Below are 25,571 nucleotides of genomic sequence, written 5' to 3'. Positions count from 1 at the left end.
GCTGAATAGACACTGCGGAGTGGTAGTTCAGTTGGTTAGAATACCGGCCTGTCACGCCGGGGGTCGCGGGTTCGAGTCCCGTCCACTCCGCCACTTATTTAGAGTTGTATCGCTCTTTAAACTGATAAGATAGGGGTGTAGCTCCAATTGGCAGAGCAGCGGATTCCAAATCCGCGTGTTGGGAGTTCGAATCTCTCCACCCCTGCCACTTTAGAAAGCCTCAGCAGAAATGCTGAGGCTTTTTTCGTATCTGATGTTTGGGAAAATTAACGGTTTTATGTCAACTCAAATGAGAAAAGTGTATTTTGAACTTGTTGCTGCAGCTGATTACCGTTAGCATGCTTTTATTGTCACTGGCACCATGCTGGTGACGGGTGATGGAGTTCCACCTTTAACTGCTCTTGTCGAGATGATGACTCCTGCTGTAGTAGGATAGATCTCTCTATGGCAGGGCTATTGCCATGTTATCTATCCTAAGATATAAACCTGATATAGATAGGCTGGTATGGCTCATCCACTAAGCGAAAACCCTAAAATTTTTGTCCATATTCTCAGATGGACGCTACTTATTATCCCTGTCGCTGCCATTGTCGGTTCTCTCAATGCTTTTTTTCTCTGGATATTGAGTGTGGCTACGACGACTCGAATTGACAACTCCTGGTTGATTTACTTATTACCCCTTGCAGGCATTGTGATCGTTTATTGTTATCGCAATCTGGGGAAAAACTCTGAAGGTGGCAATAACCTCATCATGGATGAAATCCATGAGCCAGGAGCTGGCATTCCTACCCGTATGGGACCTCTTGTCTTGATTACGACGGTGATCACTCACTTATTTGGGGGATCAGCCGGTCGGGAAGGTACAGCCGTTCAAATTGGAGGAGCAACAACACATTGGCTTGCCAGAGTATTTAAACTTAATGAAGCTGATACACGTTTGATCCTTATTGCTGGGGTGGCTGCAGGTTTTGGTGCGGTATTCGGGACGCCATTAACCGGGGCAATATTTGCGTTGGAGGTGTTGGCAATTGGTCGCTTGAAGTTTGATGCAATTATTCCTGCACTTTTTGCCGCTATTCTTGCCGATCTGGTGTGTAGTGCATGGGGAGCCCATCATACTCATTATCGCATTAACTTTTTAGAGACAATTACCTTGTTTGAGCAAGCGGTAAAAGTGGATATCTTTCTGATCGGAAAAATCATTTTAGCTTCGATAGCATTTGGTTTGGCTGGATACCTGTTTGGTGAGTTGACTCATGCCTTTAAAGATATCTTTAAAGCAACCCTGAAAAATCCATATCTTATTGTGGTGGTTGGGGGGCTGATCGTTATCGGTGCTGTTCAGTTGATTGGTCATTATGATTATATCGGTCTCGGGGTCTATTCGAGTCGAGATGGTGGGGTCAGTATTCTCAGCGCATTTAGTCCAGGAGGTGCTGAATGGTACAGCTGGTTGCTTAAGCTGTTGCTGACAGCCGTTACCCTGGCTGCTGGCTATAAAGGTGGTGAGGTGACTCCGCTGTTCTTTGTTGGTGCGACATTAGGAAACACCATGGCCTGGGTAATGGGTGCACCAGTTGATCTATTTGCCGCACTTGGCTTTTTGGCTGTCTTTGCTGCGGCAACCAATACCCCGCTTGCCTGTACCATTATGGGCGTCGAGTTGTTTGGTGCAGACTATATGTTGTACTTTGCGATAGCTTGTTTTACTGCTTACTATTTTAGTGGTCATACCGGTATTTATTCATCGCAGCGGGTTGCTGTACCTAAGTTATTTGACTTAAAAGGTGCACCGAAAATTACCCATAAGTTGGGTGAGCTGCGTGAAACGCATTCATCTCTGCTCAAAGCAATGGTTAAAAAGCATTCCAAATAACCGTAAGGCCGCACAGTTGTGCGGCCTTATTTATTTTACATGAGTTCATCATTTTCTTTGTTTTGCCCTTGCTGTGAATTATTCCCTTCCCTATACTCTTTTCGAAACTTGTCGGAGTGCCAAATGGCTGAGACCGTATTACGGGATCCGTTGAACCTGATCAGGCTAATACCTGCGAAAGGGAACAAGAGAATTCTTCTGCCTAGCTGTATTGATAGATACGCGACATTAATACACAACTAGCGCACCTGATGCTGCTGCACAGCCTACGTGTATGCCTCTTGTTTACGCGCCAATCCGCCAAGCAATTTCCCCCTATATGGATACTCAAGGAATTTGCTATGTCGAATCGCAAACAAGCGAGACTGGAAGCTAAACAATTTATTGATTCACTAACCGCCCAACCTTTTCCTAATTCCCGGAAAGTTTATGTGCAAGGTAGCCGAGCTGACATTCAGGTACCCATGCGCGAGATCTCTCTGTCTGACAGCCTTGTTGGCGGCACTAAGACTGACCCTATTCTAGATCCCAATGAACCTATTCGTGTCTATGACACCTCCGGTTTTTATTCCGATCCTAAGCAGCCTGTAAATATTTATACAGGCTTAAAAAAAATTCGTTCAGGCTGGATCGATGAGCGTGGTGATACTGAACTATTAGGTGAGCTAAGCTCGGAATATACCGAGGAACGTTTATCGGACGATACGTTGGATGATCTTCGTTTTGCCGAGCGAATTCATCCTCGTCGTGCCCAGCAAGGACAATGTGTTACCCAGCTGCACTATGCCCGCAAAGGGGTTGTGACACCTGAAATGGAATACATTGCCATTCGCGAAAACATGGGACGTGCTCAGTATCGTGGTGAAGTGCTGAACCAACAGCATCCCGGTATTAGTTTTGGTGCAAACCTGCCTGCTGAAATTACGCCTGAGTTTGTGCGGCAGGAAGTGGCTGAAGGTCGTGCCATTATTCCTGCCAACATTAACCACCCTGAATCTGAACCGATGATCATTGGTCGTAACTTTCTGGTGAAAGTGAATGCCAATATTGGTAATTCTGCGGTCAGCTCTTCCATTGAAGAAGAAGTTGAAAAGCTGGTGTGGTCAACCCGCTGGGGCGGCGATACCGTGATGGATCTTTCTACCGGTCGGAATATTCATGAGACCCGTGAGTGGATCATCCGCAACAGCCCCGTGCCAATTGGTACGGTACCTATGTATCAGGCATTGGAAAAAGTGAATGGTATTGCCGAGAACCTAACCTGGGAAGTCTTCCGCGATACCTTGTTGGAACAAGCCGAGCAAGGGGTTGATTATTTCACGATTCATGCCGGTATGTTGCTTCGTTATGTGCCGATGACGGCTAAACGAGTGACCGGGATTGTGTCACGTGGTGGCTCGATCATGGCTAAATGGTGTTTAGCACATCATGAAGAAAGCTTCCTCTATGTACACTTCCGTGAAATCTGTGAAATTTGTGCGCAATACGATATTGCCCTTTCTTTAGGTGATGGCCTGCGTCCTGGCTCTGTTGCTGATGCTAATGATGAAGCTCAGTTTAGTGAGTTACGTACGCTGGGTGAACTGACGAAAATTGCCTGGGAATATGATGTCCAGGTGATGATTGAAGGCCCGGGTCATGTGCCAATGCATATGATCAAAGAGAACATGGAAGAGCAGATGAAGCATTGCCATGATGCCCCTTTCTATACACTGGGACCGCTAACGACAGATATCGCACCTGGTTATGATCATATTACCTCGGGAATTGGTGCTGCAGTCATTGGTTGGTATGGTTGCGCTATGTTGTGTTATGTCACTCCGAAAGAACACCTTGGCTTACCGAATAAAGACGACGTAAAAGTGGGTCTGATCACGTACAAGTTATGTGCTCATGCGGCAGACTTGGCTAAAGGCCATCCTGGCGCACAAGTCAGAGACAACGCTTTGTCAAAAGCGCGTTTTGAATTCCGCTGGGACGACCAATTTAACCTGGGTTTAGATCCTGATACTGCTCGTGCATATCATGATGAAACCCTGCCTCAGGAATCGGGAAAAGTCGCGCATTTTTGTTCTATGTGCGGGCCTAAATTCTGTTCGATGAAGATCTCTCAGGAAGTACGTGATTACGCCAAAGGTCTTGAACAGGATGACGAGTTAGCGATCAATTTATTGAATGATCCATTGGAAGGCATGCAGCAAAAAGCCGATGAGTTCCGTTCCCGAGGTAGTGAGTTATACCACCCTGCTCAAGAGGATAGTTAATGAGCTCTTTATGTTTACCCGATAGTTTAACACCGTTGTTAATGCATGTAGAACCTCTGCTGGCCACTGCTGATCAGTATCAGCTTGGTGAGTCAGTCAGTGTGAAGTTGAGTGATTCGGGGGCTGTAGAGATTCAAATTGAAGAGCGTCAGTTCAGCCTGGTATTTAACCAGGCTGAAGCTGGTATTGATGGCTACAGAGTGCTGGATCAGTGGTTAGCACCCTATCCGACGTTGCGTGAGATGCAGCATAAGGTTGAGCAAGATCCGTCATTAGTGGTGTGTGATTTGCCAACGGATAAGGGCTGCGTCGATATCTGGCATCATAAAGGTGAAGCACGTGCGGTCTATTGTCACCATGCCGGGGCCAGTGATCCTCAGCGTGCAATGCTACTAACTGCACTGGCGCTCGATTATCCGCTGGAAGATGCGGTGACCTTAGCGCGCGCTCATGCTCGTGGCTATCAGGAATCGAATGCGGATGGCCATGGTGAAATTAGCTGGCCAATGCGGCGTGAGCTGTTTCCCCGTCCATTAACGGCTAATCATCCGGAAGTTGCCGAGTTAGGCTGGCACAGTAAAGAAGTGGCGGTTGCTCCCTTTGCTGAGACAGATGTGACGCAGCTGGCATTGTACCCGGTTGTCGATTCGGCAGAGTGGGTGGAACGCTTACTCAAGTTGGATGTGAAAACCACCCAGCTGCGAATTAAAAAACCGCAAGATATTGAACTTGAAGAGCAAATCCAGCGAATTACTGCCTTGGGCAATGCTTATCATGCACAGGTTTTCGTTAATGACTACTGGCAGTTGGCGATTAAGCATCACGCCTATGGCGTTCATCTTGGTCAGGAAGATTTAGACACCGCAGATCTGACCGCAATTCAGCAGGCTGGTTTGCGTATTGGTTTATCGACACATGGCTATTTTGAAATATTGCGGGCTGCGGAGTTTTCGCCGAGTTATATCGCGCTGGGGCATATTTACCCAACCACCACCAAAGATATGCCATCCAAGCCGCAAGGCCCGAACCGTCTGGCGCTGTATCAAAAATTGATTGGTGATGAGTTCCCGACTGTGGCGATTGGCGGCATTGATTTATCTCGTGCGGAAAAAGTCTGGCGTACCGGCGTCAGTAGTGTGGCTGTGGTTCGCGCGGTGACTCAGGCCGATGATACAAAAGCAGCGATTGAGGCATTTAATCAATTGCTGATCCGCCATGCTGCTGTTGGGGGCCCGCTGGATGCTGGGTGATCAGGAATTTCTTCGCTACAACCGTCAGGTCATGTTGCCGGAAATCGGTGAACAAGGTCAGCAGTTATTGGCTCGGTCTCAGGTTTTGTTAGTGGGGGCCGGCGGTCTGGGCTCGGCGGCTGCATTGTATCTGGCGGGAGCTGGCGTCGGAAATATCGTGATCGCCGATGACGACGAAGTCGAGAGTTCTAACTTGCAACGTCAGGTGATTTATCGTGATGCCCATCAGGGGCAAAGCAAAGCCAAAATGGCGGCTGAGCAGATCCAGGCGCTTAACCCGCATATACGGGCACGTGCAGTACAAGCCCGGTTAGCCAATCAGCGTCTGGCGATGGAAGTTGAACTGGCAGACGCCATTTTAGATTGCTCTGATAACCTGCCTACTCGACATGCGGTGAATCGGGCCTGTTTTTCCGCGGGTAAGCCTCTGATCTCAGGCGCGGCCATTCGCTGGCAAGGGCAGTTGATGGCATTTGATTTCAGGCAGAAACAAGGGCCGTGTTATCACTGTCTGTTCCCTTTGCAATCCGATTCTCCACAAGAGCCACAGAATTGCAGTAATTCTGGTATTGCCGGTCCGGTTGTCGGCATGATGGGAACTATGCAGGCATTGGAAACGATTAAGTGTATTACCGGGGCGGGACACGTTGCCTTTGCTGCGTTGCAACAATTTGACGGTCTGACTATGGCCTGGCAACGATTTAACCTTGCCCGGGATAAGCAGTGCCCTGTTTGTCGTCCGGGTAGTGATAAAAGAGAGCGGCATTCTAATGACAATCCATAACCAGATAATGAATGACTTGCAGATCCAGATCTGGGTGAACGATAAGCCCGTAGATTGCTCATCAGAGCAAAGTCTTACAGCGTTGCTGACGACTTTGGAAATGCCATTACAAGCCACTGCAGTAGCATTAAACGACGAGATCGTCGCACGCAGTGAATGGGACAGCACACAATTAAGTGCCAGTGATCGTATTGCTTTGTTTCAAGCCATTGCTGGAGGTTAAATGCTAACTATTGCGGATAAAACGTTTTTTTCTCGTCTTTTTACCGGCACTGGTAAATATGCCAATAGCCAGACAATGGCTGAATCCATCATCACATCCGGATCGGAGCTGGTGACGATGGCGCTTAAGCGGGTCGACATTGATAATCGTGACGATGATATTCTTGCACCGTTGATTAAAGCGGGTGTGAACTTACTGCCGAATACCTCTGGGGCTAAAAATGCCCAAGAGGCTATTTTTGCCGCGAAGCTTGCCCGTGAAGCGCTGGGAACCAATTGGTTGAAACTGGAAATTCATCCGGACCCTAAATATTTAATGCCGGATCCGACTGAAACGCTGGCAGCGGCAGAGCAACTGGTACGAGATGGCTTTATCGTTCTGCCATATTGCCATGCCGATCCGGTGTTATGTAAGCGTTTGGAAGAAGTGGGTTGTGCTGCGGTGATGCCGTTAGGTGCACCGATTGGTTCTAACAAAGGGCTGGTATCGCATGATTTTCTTGAAATTATCATCGATCAGGCCCGGGTACCGGTGATTGTTGATGCCGGTATCGGCGCACCTTCTCATGCAGCAGAAGCGATGGAGATGGGAGCCGATGCGGTTCTGGTGAATACCGCAATTGCTGCCGCTGCCGATCCGGTTGCAATGGGGCGCGCATTTAAATTGGCGGTTGAGAGTGGGCGTATGGCCTATGAAGCGGGGTTGGCGGGTACGGTTAATCATGCAATTGCTTCAAGCCCGCTAACGTCTTTCTTAGATCAAAGCGCATAAGGGGATCGGCATGAGCTATGTTGATGTCTGGAAGCAGCTTGATTGGGATGATGTGCGCTTATCGATCTACAGTAAGACGGCGGCAGATGTAGAGCGTGCATTACGTAAAACTAAGCGCGATCTGGAAGATTTCAAAGCGCTTATTTCACCGGCGGCCGAGCCATACCTCGAGCAGATGGCACAACAGTCTGCCGCGTTAACGCGGAAGCGGTTTGGCCATACAATATCATTTTATGTCCCGCTCTATCTGTCGAATTTGTGTGCGAATGCCTGTACCTATTGCGGCTTTTCAATGGAGAATCGAATCAAGCGACGTACATTAGCTATCGAAGAGATCGAGCTTGAGTGCCAGGCAATCAAGGCAATGAACTTTGACAGTGTGTTGTTGGTAACCGGTGAGCATGAGCGCAAAGTGGGAATGGAATATTTCCGTAAAACGGTACCTACGATCAAACAGCAGTTCAGTTATCTGGCCATGGAAGTACAGCCGCTGGAACAGCATGAATATGCCGAGCTGAAAACCTTAGGCTTAGATGCGGTAATGGTGTATCAGGAAACCTACAGCGCACCAACCTATGCCGAACACCATTTGCGTGGTAATAAGATGGATTTTGAATACCGACTGGCAACGCCAGATCGCCTGGCAAAAGCGGGGATAGATAAAATCGGTATTGGGGCTTTGATTGGTCTGGAAGAATGGCGGACAGATTGTTTCTTTGTGGCCAGCCATCTTGATTATCTTGAACGTACGTATTGGCAAACACGTTATTCAATTTCTTTTCCGCGCTTGCGTCCATGTGAGGGTGGCTTGCAACCGAAATCTGTCATGAGTGATCGCCAGCTGGTTCAGTTGATTTGTGCTTATCGGATGTTTAATCCACAAGTGGAATTATCACTGTCGACCCGTGAATCTCCTGAATTCAGAGATAATGTGTTACCACTTGGCGTGACTAGCCTGTCGGCAGGGTCGAAAACACAACCGGGCGGATATGCCAATGACGAGCCGGAGCTAGAGCAGTTCTCGATCAGTGATGAACGTTCGGTGGCAGACGTTGCGGCGGCAGTGAAGCAACACGGCTTTGAAGTGGTGTGGAAGGATTGGCACCACGCCTATTCCGGCTAATTAACTTTCCCCTCGTTGCTATTTAGCTAAATATAGTCATCGAAAGTGCTCATTTATACTTACAAACTGCGCGCTTTCTCTTTGTTCTTTAGCAAAATAGCTTAGAGGCAAAAAGTTACTATTTGGGCAGAGATAAAAAACTCCCGGGCTCGAGAAGAGTGCGGGAGTTTTATGTTTTAAGTACCTGAATGATTAAAGTCAGGTCTTAATTTCTTGTGGTGTTAGCGTTTAAGTGGTGCCGTTGCTTGCGCTAACCATGCCAGGTCGTTACCTTCCAGTGACGGGCTGATCACGGTGAATACGGTATGGTGGTAGTTGTTGAGCCATGCAAGTTCAACATCGTTAAGCAAGCGAAGGTCAATCAGACGACGATCGATCGGAGCACGAGTCAGGGATTCAAAGCCCATCATGGTCATATCACCTTGCGTTGCCACTTCTACCACCAGCTCCAGGTTTTCGATACGGATCCCGAAGGCGTCAGCACGGTAGTAACCCGGCTCATTAGACAGCACCATGCCCGGAAGCAGTGCGGTTGGGTTGTATACTTTCGCAATGCGTTGCGGACCTTCATGCACGCTCAAGAAATGTCCTACCCCGTGACCGGTGCCATGGTCGTAGTCGAAGCCATGCGCCCACAGGTGCTGGCGAGCGAGTGCATCAAGTTGTGAGCCGGTTGTACCTTTCGGAAAACGTGCCGAAGCAAGAGCAATATGCCCCTTCAGTACCAGCGTAAACGCCTGTTTTACTTCATCACCGGGCTGACCGATGGCAATGGTGCGGGTGATATCCGTTGTGCCGTCCGGATACTGGCCGCCTGAATCGACCAGATAGACATTATCCATTTCCAGTACGCTCGGCTCTGGCTGGTTTAAGTGATTGTAGTGACACATTGCCGCATTGCCGCCGACGGCAGAAATGGTATCAAAACTCACATCACTGCAGCTGGTATCCTGGACGCGGAACTGCCATAACTTGTCAGATAGTGTACCTTCATCGAGCAAATTACCCGCTGCTACCTGTGCATCAACCCATGCCAGGAACTTAGAAACAGCCACACCATCACGGATATGGCACGCCTTCATCCCGGCAATTTCGGTTGGATTTTTGGCGGCTTTTGGCAGTAAGCAAGGATCCGCCGCTTCGATAAGGTTGGCACCTGCGGCACGTAATACCTGATCAGCCCAGGCGTTACTCGTTGCCGGATCAACCAGAACGTGTTTGCCGCTCAGTGCTTGTAAGCCGGCTTCTAATGCCTCTGGCTGGTGGGTACGAACACCTTCGCCGACATGAGCGGCAAATTCAGCAGGCAGACGAGCAGGGTCGATATAGAAATCCACGCTGGCATCGGCATGAATAATGGCGGTCGAGAGCAGTACCGGCAGGCTTGGTACGTCACTACCACGGACATTCAGCAACCAGGCAATACTGTCTACCTGAGTCAGTAATGCCGCCTCAGCTTTCTGTTTTATCAGCTCTGCGGCAATTTTAATGCGCTTTTCATTGCTGCTCTGGCCGACAAAATCCAAGCCCATCAATTTGGCATCAGACAGTGTCGCCGCAGGACGATCATGCCATAGCGTATCGATTGGATTAGCAGCAATACAGACCAGTTCTAATGCGCCAGCAAGGCTTTCTGTTGTACGCGTTAGCCATGCGCTGCTGTGCAGGCGGGCATCAATGGCCACTTTGCTGCCGACGGCAAGGTTATCCTGGGTCCACTGAACTGGTGGCTCTTCAATCAGATGGCGATATTCAAAGACTTCACCCGGTACTTGTTTACGAACCTGTACCACATAACGACCATCAACAAAGACAGCAGCTTTGTCACGGGTGATCACCGCCATACCGGCAGAACCGGTAAAACCCGTAGCCCAAAGCAGACGTTCGTTGTGAGCGGGGATGTATTCGCCCAGATATTCATCTTCATGAGGAATAAGCAATGCGTCGAGCTGATTTTCAGCCAGCCATTGGCGAATTTGCTCAACGCGTTGTGAGATAACTGCTTGCATGTTTTGAGGTTCCTTGTGTGTGCCACCGTCCGTGTGACGGAATAAATGCCAACCTGAATAATTCAAGACAAGGTAGGTCAGATACTTATTGCCATGCGCTGAGTTGTTCAGGCTGATCACATTACGGTATCGCTTTTGCTGGCTGGCTGCAATTAAGAGGCAGATAAATCACCACAACGACTGATTATTATTTGACGTAACCAGCTATGTCCCGGATCTTTTTCCTGATGTTGATGCCAGAATAACGTATAAGCCATAGCAGGAAGCTCGAACGGCAGCGGTACCACCACCAAATCGAGCTGGGCGGCAATATAGTTGGCAAAATGACTGGGAGCGGTAAACACCAGATCGGTGTGGGTACAGAGGCTCGCCGCGCTATTAAAGTCCGGCACATATATCGCGATGTCTCTTTGCAGGCCGAGATCCGCCAGCTTGTAATCGAGTAACCAGCGATCGCTACCGTCACAGCGAACCTGAATGTGGCGCTGGCGCAGGTAACTATCCTGATCCCATGGTTGGTTTAAGAGCGGGTGATCCTTACGCACAATGCAGCGCTGGGTATCCCGGTGGAGTTCCTGCCACACGACATCTTTGGGTGGCATTAAGGTGAGCATGGCATCTTTGGGGTTGAGATCTTTGCCTGTTACGCCGAAATCAATTTCCCCGCGTTGCAGTTTGCTGAAGGTACTTGGCTCCCAGGCCTGGGTATCTAAAATAATATTAGGGCCTTTACTGAAAACTTCACTGAGAAATTGCGGCAGTAATAGCGGGTAGGCACTTTCCACTAAAGCCATTTTGAAATGGCGATCACTGCTTTGTGGCATAAATTCTACCGGTGCCGCCAGTTGTTCGATATCCCGCAGCAGTTGTTCTAATAGCGGTAACAGGGCCTGTGCCCGTGGTGTAGGCTTGAGGCCGTGGGACGAGCGGAGAAACAGGGGATCATTAAACTGCTCACGCAGACGCGTAAGGCTTTTACTGACCGCCGACTGGCTCAGATGCAATCGCTTGGCGGCCAGGGTGACACTGCACTCTTCTAGCAGTACATGAAGACATACCAGCAAATTGAGATCGAGCCGGGCAAGCTTTTCAAATGACACTGTGCACCTCTGCCAATAGTGATATTCCAAAATGGAAATTCTGGTTTGAATATAAACCATTTCTATTCATATCACTAAAACCTTAGACTGCCGCTGTCATTAAATAGGAAAGTAACATGCAGCCAGAAACATCAGCCGTTAGTCAGCAGACTGCCGCAACAGGAACAAGATTAGTCGCCTTAATGGTGGTGCTGGTCTTATTTAGCCCGCTTGCTATCGATATTTATCTACCTGCGCTTCCTGCGATGGCAGAGACATTTGCGGTAGATACAGCCCGGGTGCAAGATACCGTTACCTGGTTCATGTTCAGTCTGGGCTTGGGGCAGCTGTTAGCCGGCCCGCTGGCAGACCGTTTGGGTCGTCGTCCCATTGCTTTGGGTGGTGTAACCATTTATGCCCTGAGTGCAGCGATGGCGTACTGGGCACAGACATTAGATTTATTGCTGGTGGCGCGTCTGCTGCAGGGCTTTGGTGCCTGCGCAACGTCGGTCGCCGCCTTTGCTGCTGTGCGTGACAGCTTCGGTCCGGAACGCAGCGGCCGTATGATCAGCTACCTCAACGGTGCAATCTGTTTTATTCCGGCCTTGGCTCCGATCTTAGGTTCATGGTTAACCCATGAGTTTGGCTGGCGGTCTAATTTCAGTTTCATGGCGGGTTTTGCGCTGGTCGCGGGTAGCTTCATTGCTCTTTGCTTTAAAGAAACCCGGCCGGCGGACACCAATACTGATGGCGCAATGATCAGCCTGGATCGTTATATGTCAGTGCTACGTGAGCCGGCATTTTTGTTCCACGCCACGCTTTGCATGCTGTCAATGGCGGTGATCCTGGCTTATGTCACATCAGCGCCGGTCTGGCTGATGATGGAGCTGGGTCAGGATATGGGGCAGTTCACCCTATGGTTCGGAGTCAATGCGGCATTGAACATCCTGGCCTGTATGATCGCACCGAAATACATGGATAAATTTGGCACCCGAAAAACATTGAGTGCTGGCCTGATTTTACTGGTTATTTCTGGCGCTGCGATGCTGGCATTCAGCAGCATATCGCAAGCCTGGGCCTTTATGGGACCCATTTTCATGTGCTCATTTGGCTTTGCATTTGTGCTGGGCTCATCGGCGGGTAAGGCGCTGGCACCTTTCGGTGACCGTGCCGGGACTGCCGCAGCCTTGCTTGGCCTGTTTCAGATGAGCGGGGCTGGCATCATGGTCAGTCTGACTCAGCGTTTGGATCTTACCCCACCCATGCTGCTGACCTTCCAGATGTGGTTGCTGATCCCCGGTCTGTTGATTCTATGGTCGAAGTTGGGTCACCGGTGGCATGGCGCGGTGCCTGCTCATTAACAAAATTCATAACTAGACGCCTTTTATTCCGATAGGCGCTGGGTCTCGACAACCCTGCTATCCGTTTAGCCTGTCACATCAGTGACAGGCTTTTTTTTGATAACAATTCACCTTATTGCTATTTCGCCAAAGTTCGGCATCGAAAGTGCTCATTTATAAGTATAAACTCCGCGCTTTCTCTTTGCTCTTTAACGAAATAGCTGCAAGTTGAACAGTTATAAAAGGAGCTAAGCTAAATGGTTACTTTTTGTTATTTTGCCTTTCCATTGCTGGATTAACAGACCGCAGACGATCAGGACTAAACCGACCAACGTAGAGGGATGGATCTCTTCGCCAATAATTGTGGCCAGCAGCAGCAGGGAAATGAACGGCGAGATAAAAATGAGATTACTGATGCGTGCCGTATTGTTAGTCAGGCGCAGCGCATTCAGCCACAGCACAAAAGTGATGCCCATTTCGAACAAACCGACATAGCTTACGGCTAACCAGCCTTGCCATGGCACAGAGCCCCAGCTACCGGCATAAAGGCTAAGGCCGATGGAGAATGGCAGCGAAAGCAAGAAGCCCAGCAAGACCCCTAACACCGGATCGGCCTGGTTCTTAGTATTTAAGATCCAGTACATCGCCCACAGCAGGGTCGAACACAGTGCCAGTGCGACGCCCTGAGGGTTGTCAAACTGCAGCGCCATCACATCCCCTTTCGTCGCGATAATTACCACACCCAAGTAGCCACATGCGCAGGCAATCCAGTCTTGATTGCGGATTTTCTGACCTAAGAAAATCGCGGCCATCAAAGTCAGCGTGATTGCCCAGCTGTAATTAATTGGCTGAGCCTGAGATGCCGGCAGTAGCTCATAGGCTTTAAACAACACCAGGTAATAAGCAAATGGGTTGATAATCCCAAGCATCAGGTAATAGAGCGGGCGAGCCGTAAACGTACGTCCTAACAGATGCAATTTTCCCTGAAGAAAAGCAATCAGGGTTAGCACGACAGCCGACACAATACTGGCGGCGACCATCATCTGAACAGGAGTGAAATAGTTGAGGGTGATCTTAAAGGCGGTCGCTACCGTCGACCAAAGCAGAACTGCAGCTAATCCATACCCAAGCGCATGACGTTCGTTCATTGTTCATCCATTAATAAGCGGCGATGCCTCCCACTCACGACGGGTTGAGCCGCAACAACAGCATTTAAAAAGAAGTATGGTGTTCACCATAAAGAGCGCCAGTCTATTCGATTGTTTTTAGCACGACCAGATCACAGCGCGCCATGCTGTGACCATCAGCTCAATCATGATGAACAATTTTGCCAGTGATTATCAAGGGCTCCTGACGGGGTTGATAATTACTGGACATTCATCCAGTATCCACTTAGCCTTTGAACTTGCAATTCCTACTTTTTCCAGTTTAAGAATAATTTCAGGTTTAACAACAATGATGACTGAATGGCTTAGCGGTGGTGCTTTGGTTGCATTAGCCACCCTTTCAGGAGCAACGATTGCCAGTGTGATCACTGGATTGTGGATGAGAGGGCGTTTGCAGCAGCAAGTCCAATTATTTCAGCAGCAGATCGACGCCGATGGGCGATTGGCGCAAAGCCGCGAACAACAACTGCAAGAGGTATTGGCTGAACGTAATCAGGATCTTGACGGGCTGGATATCGAGCGTGACCGTTTGACCGGTGAACTGCGCCAGATGCATGCGCGTCTGGCTGCCGCATTAGAGAAGATGCGCTATTTTGAAACGCTGAAGACTGAAAAACAGTATCTGACGGAGCAACTGGAGAATGCCCGCTCAGCTAATGCCGGGTTAGAAGCGGACTTACGCGAACAGTATGCCCGCCATGTCGAAGAGCAAAAAGCGGGCGAAGAAAAAATAGCGCTGCTGGAAAATGCGGAGGAACGCTTACGGGTGCAGTTTGAAAGTTTAGCAAATCGTCTGTTTGAACAGAAAACCCGGACGGTGGATGAACAGAACAAATTGAGCCTGGAAACCTTGCTAAACCCGCTGAAAGAGCAGCTTGACGGGTTCAAAAAACAAGTTACCGACAGTTTCAGCCAGGAGGCCCGCGAGCGGCATACCCTGGTGCATGAAATTAATAATCTTAAGCAGCTCAATGAACAGATGGCACTGGAAGCGGTCAACCTGACTCAGGCACTCAAGGGTGATAATAAAGCACAGGGTAACTGGGGGGAGGTGGTACTGGCACGGGTGCTGAGTGAATCGGGATTACGCGAAGGCCATGAATATCAGACTCAGGTGAATCTGGAAAATGGAGACGGAAAGCGTTATCAGCCTGATGTGGTGGTGCATTTGCCGCAAGATAAAGATGTGGTGGTTGACGCCAAAATGTCACTGGTGGCTTATGAACGCTTCTTTAATGCCGATACGGTTGCCGAGCGTGAGTTAGCCATGGGGGAACATGTCGCCTCTGTTCGTGCCCATCTTCGTGGCTTAAGCCGCAAAGATTACCATCAGTTGCATGGGGTACAGAGTCTTGATTATGTCTTGATGTTTATTCCGGTTGAGCCCGCCTTTCAGGCGGCAATAGAAGCTGACCCGAGCCTGATCCGCGATGCCATGGATCTCAACATCATGCTGGTCAGCCCGACCACCTTGCTGGTTGCCTTAAGGACGATCAATAACCTATGGCGTAATGAAAAGCAAAACCAGAACGCCAAAGAGATCGCTGATCGGGCCAGCAAGCTGTATGACAAATTGCGCTTGTTCGTTATTGATATGGAAGCCGTGGGGGGCTCGCTGGAAAAAGCCAGCCAGAGCTACCAGGGCGCAATGAATAAGCTCAGTACCGGACGGGGAAATATGATCCGTCAGGCCGAAGGTTTTAAGCTGCTAGGGGTGGAAGTGAAGCGCGACATCAGTCCGGGCCTGGTTGAAAAAGCCGACGCCGTGCTGAGCGAACGAAAGGACGTTGAGCGTCCGGAGTGCGTTGCCGCAAATGATTTGCCGTAGTGCTTTGAGCAAACCGTGACCATCAAGTACACTAAGCCAGTTGTTTACACATATAAACATGACGGATATAGCATGACGGACATCACACAAGATACGACCCATTTTGGCTATCGTACCGTAGCCAAGGAAGATAAAGCGAACCTGGTCGCGGAAGTATTTCATTCCGTAGCCGCGAAATACGACATCATGAATGACATGATGTCGCTGGGCATTCACCGGGTGTGGAAACGCTTTACCATTGATTGCAGTGGTGTTCGCCGTGGTCAACGCGTACTCGACTTGGGCGGCGGTACGGGCGACTTAACCGCTAAGTTTTCCCGTATTGTGGGTGACGACGGGCAGGTCGTACTGGCTGATATCAACAATTCAATGCTGAAAGTGGGCCGCAGCAAACTCCGTGATTGCGGCATTGTCGGGAATGTCGGCTATGTACAGGCCAATGCCGAAGACCTGCCTTTCCCCGATGATTACTTTGACTGCATTACGATCAGCTTCTGTCTGCGTAATGTCACCGATAAAGAGAAAGCACTGCGTTCGATGTTCCGGGTATTAAAACCGGGCGGTCGTCTGTTAGTGTTAGAGTTCTCAAAACCGATTATGAAGCCGTTATCGAAAGTGTATGACGCCTACTCTTTCCACCTGTTGCCAAAAATGGGCGAAATCATTGCTAACGATGGTGAAAGTTATCGTTATCTGGCTGAGTCTATTCGCATGCACCCGGATCAGGAAACACTGAAGGGGATGATGGAAGAGGCAGGCTTCGAGCAGGCCACCTACCACAACCTTACGGGTGGTATCGTGGCGTTGCACCGCGGCTTTAAGTTCTGAGGACATTATGTCATTTGATGCCTTTGTCACCGGCGCGGTCGAAACCTCGCTAAATAGACTGTTAAAAGACGATCCAGAAAGCCTGCGTCGTCTTGCTCGCTTGCGCGGTAAAGTGATCAGCGTAACCATTAATGAATTTGGCAAGCAGCTGATTTTCATTTTCAGTCAGCAGATAGACGTGCTGGCAGCGTATGAAGGAGACGTGGATTGCCAGTTAGCGCTGAACCTGAGCGTGCTGCCTGAGCTACGCCAGCAAGCAAACCTTACCCAGTTAATTAAAGCCGATAAACTGGCCGTGGAGGGTGATATTCAGCTGGCACAACAGTTTTCCTCCTTGCTCAGTGGCTTAAAACCTGATCTCGAAGAAAAATTGTCGCACTACACCGGTGATATTGTCGCTCATACTGTCGTGAGCGGGGCTAAATCCAGCGTGCGTTTTATTCAGCGCGAGGTTGAGCGTTGCCAGCGTGATTTGGCGGAAGTGATCACCGAGGAGTGGAAGTTGGCACCCCAAGCATTAGAAGTCGCCTATTTTGCCGATCAAGTCGATGACTTGAAATCTGATTGTGCGCGTCTTGAAGCACGATTTAATCAGCTGCCAGGGCAATAACAGGTCATGATAACTCCCTCTGATTGTAAACGTCTCTATCAGATCACCGAAGTTCAGCTTCGTTACGGTCTTGATGATCTACTGCCTGACGATCCCCGGGTTAAAGTGCCGAAAATGGCACGCAAGTCGCTGTTCTGGATTAAAAATAAGCATCCGGAAAAGTCACTGGGTGAGCGCCTGCGCCTGGCGCTGCAGGAGCTGGGGCCGGTCTGGATTAAGTTTGGCCAGATGATGTCGACCCGGCGGGATCTGTTTCCACCGCATATCGCCGATCAGCTTGCCTTGCTTCAGGATCAGGTAGCTCCTTTTGACGGTAAACTGGCCAAAACACAAATGGAGCAGGAACTGGGTGGGCCGCTGGAAACCTGGTTTGATGATTTTGATGAAACCCCCCTGGCTTCGGCATCGATTGCTCAGGTACATACCGCGACATTAAAAGAAAACGGTCGGGAAGTCGTTCTGAAAGTGATCCGTCCTGATATCTTGCCGGTGATTCAGGCCGACATCAGGCTGATGTACCGAATGGCCCATACCATATCGCGCTTTTTGCCGGATGCACGTCGGTTACGCCCGGTCGAAGTGGTGCATGAGTATGAAAAAACGCTGCTTGATGAACTGGATATGATGCGTGAAGCGGCGAATAGTATTCAGCTGCGCCGCAACTTTGAAGATAGCGGAATGCTATATGTACCGGAGATGTTTACCGATTACAGCAGCAAGAAACTGTTGGTGATGGAACGCATTTATGGCATTACGGTGTCTGATATTGATGCCCTGAAAGCGAATGGCACTGACATGAAACGTCTGTCAGAAAATGCGGTTACCGTTTTTTTTACCCAGGTGTTCCGTGATAGCTTCTTCCATGCGGATATGCATCCGGGAAATGTTTTTGTTTCCTATGAAAACCCGGACAACCCGCAGTGGATAGCCTTAGACTGTGGCATCGTCGGTACTTTGAACCGGGAAGATAAGCGCTACCTGGCAGAAAACCTGCTGGCATTCTTTCATCGCGACTACCGCAAGGTGGCTGAATTGCATGTCGATTCGGGCTGGGTACCACCAGATACCAATGTCGATGGGTTTGAAGTTGCCATTCGTACCGTCTGTGAACCTATTTTTGAGAAACCGCTGGGCGAAATTTCTTTTGGCCATGTTCTGCTGAATTTGTTTAATACCGCGCGGCGCTTCAATATGGAAGTGCAGCCACAGTTGGTCTTATTGCAAAAAACGCTACTGTACGTTGAAGGACTGGGCCGTCAGCTGTATCCTCAGCTGGATTTATGGGATACCGCCAAACCTTTCCTGGAAGACTGGATGTCGCGTCAGGTCGGACCGCAAGCCGTCGTAGAGGCAGTAAAGAGCAAGGCCCCATTCTGGGCCGAAAAATTACCGGAAATACCAGAATTACTCTACGACAGTTTGCGTCAGGGCAAGGCAATGAACCAACGTATCGATAAACTTTATGATAATTTCATGGAGAGTCGACGTTATCAGGGGCTGGCAAGGTTCTATCTAGGGATTGGTGCTACTCTGGTGGTATGTTCTGCCATACTTTTTAGTAATCACATTGAAACTTTCCCGGCGGTATCTGCCGTTACAGGTGTCACGTTTTGGTTGCTCGGATGGCGAGCTTGCCGAAAATAGCGGTTAAAGTATACTCCCTAAATATTTTTTATTCGTTATGGGCTAGTTATAATTAGTCATTAACCACAAAGAGCTGAGGTAAAGCAAGCATGGGTGGTATCAGTATCTGGCAATTGCTAATTATTGCACTGATCATTGTTCTTTTGTTCGGAACTAAAAAACTTCGTAGCCTGGGTGGTGATTTGGGCTCGGCGGTTAAGGGGTTCAAAAAAGCGATAAGCGATGATGAAACAGCTGCAAAGAAAGACAGCACTGACGCTGAATTCGATCAGAAGACTTTGTCTGATGAGCCGAAAGGTGATCAGGTTCAGAAGAGCCAAAAAGACAAAGAGCAGGTTTAACGCGTGTTTGATATCGGGTTCTGGGAGTTAATATTGATCTCGGTGGTGGGATTAGTAGTACTGGGGCCGGAGCGTCTTCCCGTCGCGATCCGTACGGTTTCGCAATGGGTCGGCGCTGCTCGAAATATGGCAAACTCGGTGAAGGATGAATTGTCGCAGGAACTGAAAATTCAGGAGCTGCAAGCGAATCTGAAAAAAGCCGAGAAAATGGGGATGAAGGATTTATCACCTGAACTGCGTGATTCTGTGGCAGAGCTGAAACAAGCCGCTGCGGATGTGCAGCGTCCTTATGCTGAGAAAAACGAGCAAACCTCAGCAACAACTTCTCAAAAGCAGGAATAAATTACATCACTATGTCGACAGTCGAAGAAACACAACCGCTATTCAGCCATTTGATTGAGCTGCGTAATCGGTTATTGCGTTCTATTTTGAGTGTAATAGTGGTTTTTCTTGGTCTGGTTTGGTTTGCGAATGACATTTATGCTTTCTTGTCTGCGCCTTTGGTAGAACGTTTACCGGAAGGGGCAACCATGATAGCAACCGATGTGGCATCACCTTTCTTTACGCCAATAAAACTCACTTTGGTTACCTCAGTGTTTGTTGCTGTGCCGATGATTTTGTATCAGGTCTGGGGGTTTATTGCTCCGGGTCTGTACAAGCATGAGCGTAAGCTGATCATGCCGCTGCTGTTTTCCAGCTCTTTGCTGTTTTACGGCGGTGTGTCATTTGCGTATTTTGTCGTGTTTCCTCTGGTGTTTGGTTTCTTTACCAGCATCGCACCGGAAGGTGTGCAGGTCGCAACTGATATTGCCAGTTATCTCGATTTCGTTCTGGCGCTGTTTATGGCGTTTGGTATCGCCTTTGAGATCCCTGTTGCAATCATCCTGTTATGCTGGACGGGGGCAACGGACCCGGAAAGTTTAAGACAAAAGCGTCCTTACATTATCGTGGCTGCTTTTGTGGTGGGGATGATGCTGACACCGCCTGACATTATCTCGCAGACGTTGCTGGCGATACCAATGTGCCTACTGTTTGAAGTCGGCCTGTTCTTCTCGCGTTTTTATGTTCGCAGCGAAGAAGATGACGCCGAGCAGCATGAAGAGTAATGGTCTGCCAGTGCAGTGATCCATTGTGATAAAAAACCGGCCGAGTGCCGGTTTTTTGTTTATAAAGCCGCTATCCACCTGTTGGCTCTTGAACGAAATCGCAGTGAGTTGAATTGTGATGCATAGTAAGGCGTTAAAGAATAATCTGAAAAAACGGATGAAAGTAAGATGATTGATATTGGCGTTAACCTGACCAACAGCCGATTTGATAAAGACCGTGCTGAGGTCATCTCGCGTGCTCAGGCCGCAGGCGTGAAAGGATTGATCCTGACGGGGACCAGCATTGAAGAAAGCCAGCAGGCACAGGTGATGGCGCAGCAGTGGCCACAGTATTGCTACAGCACGGCAGGAGTTCATCCCCATGATGCTAAAACGGTCACGGATTTATCTCTGCCGCCGATCCGGGCATTAGCGTTAACCCCCCAAGTGGTGGCAATTGGTGAGTGTGGGTTGGATTTTAACCGGGACTTTTCCCCTCGCCCTCAACAGGAAGCCGTCTTTGAAGCGCAGTTGGCGTTAGCCGCAGAATTGAAGATGCCGGTCTTTATGCATTGCCGTGACGCGCATGAACGCTTTATGGCGATATTAAAGCCGTGGCGAGATAAGTTACCTGCCGCGGTACTGCACTGCTTTACCGGTAGTGAACAAGAGCTGAAAGAGTGCCTGGCTCTGGATCTGCATATTGGGGTCACGGGCTGGGTGTGTGATGAGCGTCGTGGCACAGAGCTGCGTGACATTATTCGCTATATCCCCGATGATCGCCTGATGATTGAAACGGATTGTCCTTATTTATTGCCTCGTGACTATCGGCCCAAGCCGAAATCAAGCCGCAATGAGCCCCGATATCTGCCCCATATTGCCAGCGTGATTGCACAGTGCCGGGGGCAGGAAGCCTCTGAAGTAATGCGGAATTCTTGTGCTACAGCGCAGGCGTATTTTGGAATTGGATCACCCGAACCACAATGACGGTGGTATTATCGAACAATTGAAAAAGTGAATTAACTCATACAAGGAGTATGCAGTGTCTGTATCTATCCAGGGCGCGTTTCCGGCACGTCGTATGCGTCGTATGCGTAAGCATGACTTTAGCCGCCGTTTAATGGCAGAGAATCAGATTTCTGTTAATGATCTGATTTATCCGATGTTTATTCTGATGGGTAAAAACCGTCGTGAAACCGTTGAGTCCATGCCGGGTATCGAACGCCTGTCTATCGACCTTATGTTGCAGGAAGCACAATACTTGTCCAAACTCGGTGTACCGGCGATAGCCCTGTTCCCGGTTGTTTCCCAAGATGCCAAGAGTATCTGTGCTGCTGAAGCCTACAACCCCGAAGGTCTGGTACAACGTGCTGTACGTTTGCTGAAAGAGAATGTGCCACAAATGGGGGTGATCACCGATGTCGCGCTAGACCCGTTCACCATTCACGGTCAGGACGGCATTATTGATGAGAGCGGTTATGTGATCAATGATGTTACGACCGACGTGCTGATCAAGCAGGCATTGTCACACGCCGAGGCGGGTGCTGATGTGGTGGCTCCCTCTGATATGATGGATGGTCGGATCGGTGCGATCCGTGAAGCTCTGGAAGAAGCGGGTCATATTCACACCCAGATCATGGCGTATTCGGCGAAGTACGCCTCGAATTATTACGGCCCGTTCCGTGATGCCGTCGGCTCAGCCGGCAACCTGAAGGGGGGGGATAAGAAAACCTATCAGATGGATCCGGCCAACAGTGACGAAGCGTTGCACGAAGTGGCGATGGACGTCAATGAAGGCGCCGATATGGTGATGGTGAAGCCAGGAATGCCCTATCTGGATGTGGTGCGTCGCGTGAAGACGGAACTTCAAGTCCCCACTTTTGCGTATCAGGTTTCCGGTGAGTATGCGATGCACATGGCCGCGATTCAGAACGGCTGGCTGAAAGAGCGCGAAACCGTGATGGAATCGCTTCTGTGCTTTAAGCGTGCTGGTGCTGATGGCATTCTGACTTATTTTGCCAAATCCGTTGCCCAGTGGCTGGCGGAAGATGCGGCCGCTCGTAAGGCTGACGCCGATACTTGTAATGAATAAATTGGTACCCATCGGTTGAGCCATGACAGAGGCGGGAATAATCTTTCTCGCCTCTCGCCTCTCGCCTCTCGCCGTCTTATGGCTTTACATTACGGTTGATCGGATTTTGCAATGAAATCAGGGTTTCCGTAGATTGCACTTCATCAATTGCCTGCAGTTTGTCGATCAGTACATATTGCAATTCTTCAATAGAATGGCACATCAGCTTCACAAAAATATTGTATGCCCCGGTGGTGTAATAAGCTTCGACGACCTCGTCCAGTTCATTCAATTTGGCGAGGGCTGAGTGATAGTCGCGGGCTGCATTAAGGTTAATGCCAATAAAGCAGCAAACGTCGTAACCAAGCAGTTTGGGATTAACAACCACTTCCGTGCCGGTGATGATTTCTGCTGCGCGCATTTTTTCCACCCTGACATGTACGGTGGCCGGGCTGACATTGAAACGTTTGGCCATTTCCGCATAAGGGATCCGGGCGTCATTCATTAGGGCATTGAGAATATCGCGGTCTAAGTCATCAATGCGTGGGGGCTGGGTCATGGTTTTGCTTAATCCATTGTTTATACATAACTGCTCATATCTTATACTGAGCACAATTTGTAAACATAACAAAAAAGTAAACTTGTTAGCACTCTTAACCGTGATTGGTTCAAGTTATTTCTAAATCCTAATAAACAGGACATGTTGAACGTTGTATGCGCTTTATATTTTTGTTGTTATTAGGGTGGTGGGTTACGCCTTCTTTCGCCTTCCCTCAAAACACCGTAGTTATTCATTCTAATCATCAAGAAATGAGCTGGACGGCTGGCCTTCAAGCCGGGTTGGAAGCGACGACTGCCTCTTATGATATTCCGTTGAATGTCACTTATATCGATGGCAAGCGCTATCAGTTAACCAGATATTTGAACGAGTTACTTGACCTTTGCCGAACCAAAATCAGCCAAGATGATTACGATGTGATTGTCGTTAGCGATGATCATGCTTTGCGGCAGGTGAATCAGCCTGCCGAGCAGATCGGTGATACCCCGGTGATCATTGGTGGTAATAATGATTACAAACCCAATAGCTGGATTGAGCGCTACCACAAAGAACTTCGTGCGCTCAGTGTGGCGATTATGGTTATGGGCACCATTATCATTTTGCTGGTGTTAATGATCCGCCGGCAACGGAAAAGTGAGCAGCAATTACAACAAAGTCAGGCTTTGTTTGAAGGGGTATTTGATCAGAGCTTTCAGTACATTGGTATTTTAGATGGCAGCGGGGTGCTGATTTCCGGAAATCTGGCGCTGCAGAGCCTGTTAGGGCGCAATATCATTAAGTATGATCGGCCATTGTGGCGTTGGCATTGCTGGGATCAGGATGTTGCCGTTCGGCTTAAGCAAGCTTTTCTGTCAGCCCAGCAAGATCAGATTGTCCGTTTTGAAGCCCAGGTTCACAGTACTGATGACGGCAAGCGGATGCTTGATCTGTCGATTAAGAGCATGCCAGCCACAATCGGGGATAGCGGTCAGATGTTGCTGGAGGCCAGGGATGTGACTTCCCGCCAGCAGATGGAAGAGAAGCTGCGTGAACGGGAAGTGAGTTACCGCTTGTTGTATGAGCAGCAGCCAGTCATTCTGCTGGCCATTGACAGTCAGGCGCGGATCCAGTCGGTCAATCAGTTTGCGGCTGATCTTCTGGGTTATACCAAGCGCGATTTATTAGGCCATAAAGTCACAGACTTTTATCTTGATGCAGAGCCGCTGCCACAACAATTTATTTCTACCACCCAGGCCGGTGATGATCAGATGGTCTGGCGTCGCCAGCTGCGGTATAAGTGTGCCGATGGAGAGTCGGTTTGGATCCGTGAAACCATTCGTCACACCCAGTCAAAATTGCAATTACTGCTGGTAGGAGAAGATATTACTTCAACCCGGGAGCTGGAGGCGAAGCTCAAGTATCAGGCCTGTCATGATTACCTGACCGATCTGTTCAACCGTAATTACTTCGAAACAGAGCTGGAAAAAGGGCTGGCTGAGGTGCGGGACAGCGGTGCGCGCCATGCGATGTTCTATATCGATCTTGATCAGTTCAAGGTGATTAATGATACCGCGGGCCATGAGGCGGGTGATGAAGCGTTGAAGCAAGTGGCATTATTGCTTCAGGGCATTACGCCAGGGAAAGCAACGTTAGCCCGCTTAGGCGGTGATGAGTTTGCCATTATTCTCCGTCATTGCAGTCCCGATGAAGCCGTTGAATTTGGTCATGAGATCCTTCTCTTGCTGGAAGAGGCTGAGTTCTTCTGGCAAAACACCCGGTTTAGCTTTAGTTGCTCGCTGGGGATCCGCTTGATTGATGAGACGGCAGGATCACCGCAGCAGGTACATGCCCAGGCCGATACGGCTTGTTATGCGGCGAAAGACGAAGGGCGAAACCGCCTTCACCTTTATCACCCTGATGACAAAGAATTAAAACGCCGCGAGCTGGAGATGCAATATGTCAACCATATTCATAAAGCGTTAGCGGAAAAACGTTTTGAACTTCATGCCCAGCAGATTGCGCCTATGGCGTGTGGTTCGAAAAAGCAGCATTATGAGATCCTGGTCAGAATGCGTAACAGCGATGGCTCCATGGTTTCTCCCGGGCTGTTCATACCAGCTGCAGAGCGGTATAACCTGGCGCATTTAATTGATCGTTATGTGGTGCAGGAAGTGATTGCGTGGCTGAGGGCGAATCCTGATGCGGTCGCGCAGTTGGAGCTGTGTTCGATTAACCTTTCCGGGCAGTCGATGGGCAATCGTGATTTTGTGAATTTCCTGATTGAAAAGATCCGCACATCGGGCCTGCCAACCGAGAAACTGTGCCTGGAAATAACCGAAACAGCGGCAATTGGTAATATGAGCGAAGCGATCCAGCTATTTACCCAATTGAAAGCACTCGGATGTCTGATTTCTCTGGATGACTTTGGATCGGGCTTATCCTCGTTTGGTTATCTAAAGCGCATGCCGGTCGATATCATTAAAATTGATGGCATGTTTGTCCGCGATATCGCTGACGATGAAATGGATTTTGCCATGGTGAAGGCGATAAATGAGCTGGCAAAAAAAATGGGTAAAAAGACGGTCGCTGAGTTTGTTGAAAACGAAGCGATTTTAACCCGGCTGCAGAGCCTGGGGGTCGATTATGCGCAGGGATACTATTTTGGCAAACCGAAGCCGCTGGCGGAACTGGTGGCTGAATTGAGCCAAGCCGAGCTGGCGGTGGTATAATCGCGCGCCTCA

The 25,571-nt window shown here is 49.3% G+C and carries 22 protein-coding genes, 2 tRNA genes and 2 riboswitches; of the genes, 20 read left to right on the top strand and 4 right to left on the bottom strand.

Features of this window, described 5'->3' with window-relative positions; translation table 11 throughout:
* Positions 1-16: 16 nt before the first annotated feature.
* The 9 genes from C9I89_RS18340 to thiH all read left to right on the top strand — a co-directional run bounded on the left by C9I89_RS18340 (position 17) and on the right by thiH (position 8,291).
* Positions 17-93: transfer RNA gene (locus tag C9I89_RS18340), tRNA-Asp, on the top strand.
* Positions 94-131: 38 nt separating this feature from the next.
* A tRNA-Trp gene (locus C9I89_RS18335) sits at positions 132-208 on the top strand.
* A gap of 156 nt (positions 209-364) precedes the next feature.
* Positions 365-429, top strand: a riboswitch (Fluoride riboswitch).
* A 76-nt stretch (positions 430-505) separates the two neighbouring features.
* Entirely contained in the window at positions 506-1,876 is a 1,371-nt protein-coding gene (locus C9I89_RS18330; protein WP_107284766.1) for a voltage-gated chloride channel family protein, read from the top strand.
* Between the two features lie 102 nt (positions 1,877-1,978).
* Positions 1,979-2,077: riboswitch (TPP riboswitch) on the top strand.
* Positions 2,078-2,217: 140 nt separating this feature from the next.
* Positions 2,218-4,140 carry a phosphomethylpyrimidine synthase ThiC gene (gene thiC / locus C9I89_RS18325; protein WP_107284765.1) on the top strand — a complete coding sequence of 641 codons (1,923 nt, stop codon included), beginning with the start codon at positions 2,218-2,220 and terminating at the stop codon, positions 4,138-4,140.
* Positions 4,140-5,390 carry a thiamine phosphate synthase gene (locus C9I89_RS18320; RefSeq protein WP_107284764.1) on the top strand — a complete coding sequence of 417 codons (1,251 nt, stop codon included), beginning with the start codon at positions 4,140-4,142 and terminating at the stop codon, positions 5,388-5,390. The genes thiC and C9I89_RS18320 overlap by 1 nt, the downstream gene beginning before the upstream one ends.
* On the top strand, positions 5,380-6,174 hold the full coding sequence (locus C9I89_RS18315; RefSeq protein WP_107284772.1) for a HesA/MoeB/ThiF family protein: 795 nt from the start codon (positions 5,380-5,382) through the stop codon (positions 6,172-6,174). Before C9I89_RS18320 ends, C9I89_RS18315 begins: the two co-directional genes overlap by 11 nt.
* Positions 6,161-6,397, top strand: a complete 237-nt coding sequence (gene thiS / locus C9I89_RS18310) for a sulfur carrier protein ThiS (RefSeq protein ID WP_245905521.1) — start codon at positions 6,161-6,163, stop codon at positions 6,395-6,397. The genes C9I89_RS18315 and thiS overlap by 14 nt, the downstream gene beginning before the upstream one ends.
* Positions 6,398-7,168 carry a thiazole synthase gene (locus tag C9I89_RS18305; RefSeq protein WP_107284763.1) on the top strand — a complete coding sequence of 257 codons (771 nt, stop codon included), beginning with the start codon at positions 6,398-6,400 and terminating at the stop codon, positions 7,166-7,168.
* Between the two features lie 10 nt (positions 7,169-7,178).
* Complete coding sequence (thiH, locus tag C9I89_RS18300) at positions 7,179-8,291, top strand: 2-iminoacetate synthase ThiH (RefSeq protein WP_107284762.1); 1,113 nt, start codon at positions 7,179-7,181, stop codon at positions 8,289-8,291.
* Between the two features lie 221 nt (positions 8,292-8,512).
* On the opposite strand, the gene C9I89_RS18295 is transcribed toward thiH, so the two are convergent.
* Together C9I89_RS18295 and C9I89_RS18290 are read right to left on the bottom strand one after the other, a co-directional pair.
* Positions 8,513-10,300, bottom strand: a complete 1,788-nt coding sequence (locus C9I89_RS18295; protein WP_107284761.1) for an aminopeptidase P family protein — start codon at positions 10,298-10,300, stop codon at positions 8,513-8,515.
* A 152-nt stretch (positions 10,301-10,452) separates the two neighbouring features.
* Positions 10,453-11,400 carry a LysR family transcriptional regulator gene (locus tag C9I89_RS18290; protein WP_107284760.1) on the bottom strand — a complete coding sequence of 316 codons (948 nt, stop codon included), beginning with the start codon at positions 11,398-11,400 and terminating at the stop codon, positions 10,453-10,455.
* Positions 11,401-11,516: 116 nt separating this feature from the next.
* On the opposite strand from C9I89_RS18290, the gene C9I89_RS18285 reads away from it, so the two are divergent.
* Positions 11,517-12,740: a multidrug effflux MFS transporter gene (locus tag C9I89_RS18285; protein WP_107284759.1), complete on the top strand. Its 1,224-nt coding sequence runs from the start codon at positions 11,517-11,519 to the stop codon at positions 12,738-12,740.
* 227 nt (positions 12,741-12,967) lie between these two features.
* On the opposite strand, the gene C9I89_RS18280 is transcribed toward C9I89_RS18285, so the two are convergent.
* On the bottom strand, positions 12,968-13,867 hold the full coding sequence (locus C9I89_RS18280; protein WP_107284758.1) for a DMT family transporter: 900 nt from the start codon (positions 13,865-13,867) through the stop codon (positions 12,968-12,970).
* Between the two features lie 307 nt (positions 13,868-14,174).
* Between C9I89_RS18280 and rmuC the strand changes: the two genes are divergently transcribed.
* The 9 genes from rmuC (at position 14,175) to hemB (ending at position 22,313) form a co-directional block, all read left to right on the top strand.
* The gene (rmuC, locus tag C9I89_RS18275; protein ID WP_107284757.1) at positions 14,175-15,713 is read left to right on the top strand and encodes a DNA recombination protein RmuC; all 1,539 of its coding nucleotides are present in this window, start codon (positions 14,175-14,177) and stop codon (positions 15,711-15,713) included.
* Positions 15,714-15,785: 72 nt separating this feature from the next.
* Positions 15,786-16,541, top strand: a complete 756-nt coding sequence (gene ubiE, locus C9I89_RS18270) for a bifunctional demethylmenaquinone methyltransferase/2-methoxy-6-polyprenyl-1,4-benzoquinol methylase UbiE (RefSeq protein WP_107284756.1) — start codon at positions 15,786-15,788, stop codon at positions 16,539-16,541.
* 7 nt (positions 16,542-16,548) lie between these two features.
* The gene (locus tag C9I89_RS18265) at positions 16,549-17,151 is read left to right on the top strand and encodes a ubiquinone biosynthesis accessory factor UbiJ (RefSeq protein ID WP_107284755.1); all 603 of its coding nucleotides are present in this window, start codon (positions 16,549-16,551) and stop codon (positions 17,149-17,151) included.
* A 6-nt stretch (positions 17,152-17,157) separates the two neighbouring features.
* Positions 17,158-18,795 (top strand): ubiquinone biosynthesis regulatory protein kinase UbiB, encoded by a 1,638-nt coding sequence (ubiB, locus tag C9I89_RS18260; protein WP_211315273.1) that lies wholly within the window; start codon positions 17,158-17,160, stop codon positions 18,793-18,795.
* A gap of 89 nt (positions 18,796-18,884) precedes the next feature.
* On the top strand, positions 18,885-19,136 hold the full coding sequence (gene tatA, locus C9I89_RS18255) for a Sec-independent protein translocase subunit TatA (protein WP_107284754.1): 252 nt from the start codon (positions 18,885-18,887) through the stop codon (positions 19,134-19,136).
* Between the two features lie 3 nt (positions 19,137-19,139).
* On the top strand, positions 19,140-19,478 hold the full coding sequence (gene tatB / locus C9I89_RS18250; protein WP_107284753.1) for a Sec-independent protein translocase protein TatB: 339 nt from the start codon (positions 19,140-19,142) through the stop codon (positions 19,476-19,478).
* Positions 19,479-19,489: 11 nt separating this feature from the next.
* A complete protein-coding gene (tatC, locus tag C9I89_RS18245; RefSeq protein WP_107284752.1) occupies positions 19,490-20,242 on the top strand; it encodes a Sec-independent protein translocase subunit TatC in 753 nt (250 codons plus the stop codon).
* A 168-nt stretch (positions 20,243-20,410) separates the two neighbouring features.
* A complete protein-coding gene (tatD, locus tag C9I89_RS18240) occupies positions 20,411-21,208 on the top strand; it encodes a 3'-5' ssDNA/RNA exonuclease TatD (protein ID WP_107284751.1) in 798 nt (265 codons plus the stop codon).
* Positions 21,209-21,263: 55 nt separating this feature from the next.
* Positions 21,264-22,313, top strand: a complete 1,050-nt coding sequence (gene hemB, locus C9I89_RS18235) for a porphobilinogen synthase (protein ID WP_107284750.1) — start codon at positions 21,264-21,266, stop codon at positions 22,311-22,313.
* Between the two features lie 76 nt (positions 22,314-22,389).
* On the opposite strand, the gene asnC is transcribed toward hemB, so the two are convergent.
* Positions 22,390-22,851 (bottom strand): transcriptional regulator AsnC, encoded by a 462-nt coding sequence (asnC, locus tag C9I89_RS18230; RefSeq protein WP_107284749.1) that lies wholly within the window; start codon positions 22,849-22,851, stop codon positions 22,390-22,392.
* A 155-nt stretch (positions 22,852-23,006) separates the two neighbouring features.
* On the opposite strand from asnC, the gene C9I89_RS18225 reads away from it, so the two are divergent.
* Positions 23,007-25,559, top strand: coding sequence for a putative bifunctional diguanylate cyclase/phosphodiesterase (locus C9I89_RS18225; RefSeq protein WP_107284748.1), 2,553 nt, complete (start codon positions 23,007-23,009; stop codon positions 25,557-25,559).
* The last annotated feature ends 12 nt before the right edge of the window (positions 25,560-25,571 follow it).

Origin of the sequence: Photobacterium lipolyticum (assembly GCF_003026475.1) — a bacterium.
GTDB classification, from domain to species: domain Bacteria; phylum Pseudomonadota; class Gammaproteobacteria; order Enterobacterales; family Vibrionaceae; genus Photobacterium; species Photobacterium lipolyticum.
This window is presented reverse-complemented; position numbering and strand designations above follow the sequence as displayed.

What these genes read in the sequence shown, in the direction of transcription:
- C9I89_RS18265 (WP_107284755.1), top strand. Translation starts at nt 16,549, where the DNA reads ATGTCATTTGATGCCTTTGTCACCGGCGCGGTCGAAACCTCGCTAAAT.
- rmuC (WP_107284757.1), top strand. Translation starts at nt 14,175, where the DNA reads ATGATGACTGAATGGCTTAGCGGTGGTGCTTTGGTTGCATTAGCCACC.
- asnC (WP_107284749.1), bottom strand. Translation starts at nt 22,851, where the DNA reads ATGACCCAGCCCCCACGCATTGATGACTTAGACCGCGATATTCTCAAT.
- C9I89_RS18315 (WP_107284772.1), top strand. Translation starts at nt 5,380, where the DNA reads ATGCTGGGTGATCAGGAATTTCTTCGCTACAACCGTCAGGTCATGTTG.
- ubiE (WP_107284756.1), top strand. Translation starts at nt 15,786, where the DNA reads ATGACGGACATCACACAAGATACGACCCATTTTGGCTATCGTACCGTA.
- C9I89_RS18305 (WP_107284763.1), top strand. Translation starts at nt 6,398, where the DNA reads ATGCTAACTATTGCGGATAAAACGTTTTTTTCTCGTCTTTTTACCGGC.
- C9I89_RS18285 (WP_107284759.1), top strand. Translation starts at nt 11,517, where the DNA reads ATGCAGCCAGAAACATCAGCCGTTAGTCAGCAGACTGCCGCAACAGGA.
- thiS (WP_245905521.1), top strand. Translation starts at nt 6,161, where the DNA reads ATGACAATCCATAACCAGATAATGAATGACTTGCAGATCCAGATCTGG.
- C9I89_RS18330 (WP_107284766.1), top strand. Translation starts at nt 506, where the DNA reads ATGGCTCATCCACTAAGCGAAAACCCTAAAATTTTTGTCCATATTCTC.
- thiC (WP_107284765.1), top strand. Translation starts at nt 2,218, where the DNA reads ATGTCGAATCGCAAACAAGCGAGACTGGAAGCTAAACAATTTATTGAT.
- tatD (WP_107284751.1), top strand. Translation starts at nt 20,411, where the DNA reads ATGATTGATATTGGCGTTAACCTGACCAACAGCCGATTTGATAAAGAC.
- ubiB (WP_211315273.1), top strand. Translation starts at nt 17,158, where the DNA reads ATGATAACTCCCTCTGATTGTAAACGTCTCTATCAGATCACCGAAGTT.
- C9I89_RS18320 (WP_107284764.1), top strand. Translation starts at nt 4,140, where the DNA reads ATGAGCTCTTTATGTTTACCCGATAGTTTAACACCGTTGTTAATGCAT.
- tatA (WP_107284754.1), top strand. Translation starts at nt 18,885, where the DNA reads ATGGGTGGTATCAGTATCTGGCAATTGCTAATTATTGCACTGATCATT.
- C9I89_RS18280 (WP_107284758.1), bottom strand. Translation starts at nt 13,867, where the DNA reads ATGAACGAACGTCATGCGCTTGGGTATGGATTAGCTGCAGTTCTGCTT.
- C9I89_RS18295 (WP_107284761.1), bottom strand. Translation starts at nt 10,300, where the DNA reads ATGCAAGCAGTTATCTCACAACGCGTTGAGCAAATTCGCCAATGGCTG.
- thiH (WP_107284762.1), top strand. Translation starts at nt 7,179, where the DNA reads ATGAGCTATGTTGATGTCTGGAAGCAGCTTGATTGGGATGATGTGCGC.
- C9I89_RS18225 (WP_107284748.1), top strand. Translation starts at nt 23,007, where the DNA reads ATGCGCTTTATATTTTTGTTGTTATTAGGGTGGTGGGTTACGCCTTCT.
- tatC (WP_107284752.1), top strand. Translation starts at nt 19,490, where the DNA reads ATGTCGACAGTCGAAGAAACACAACCGCTATTCAGCCATTTGATTGAG.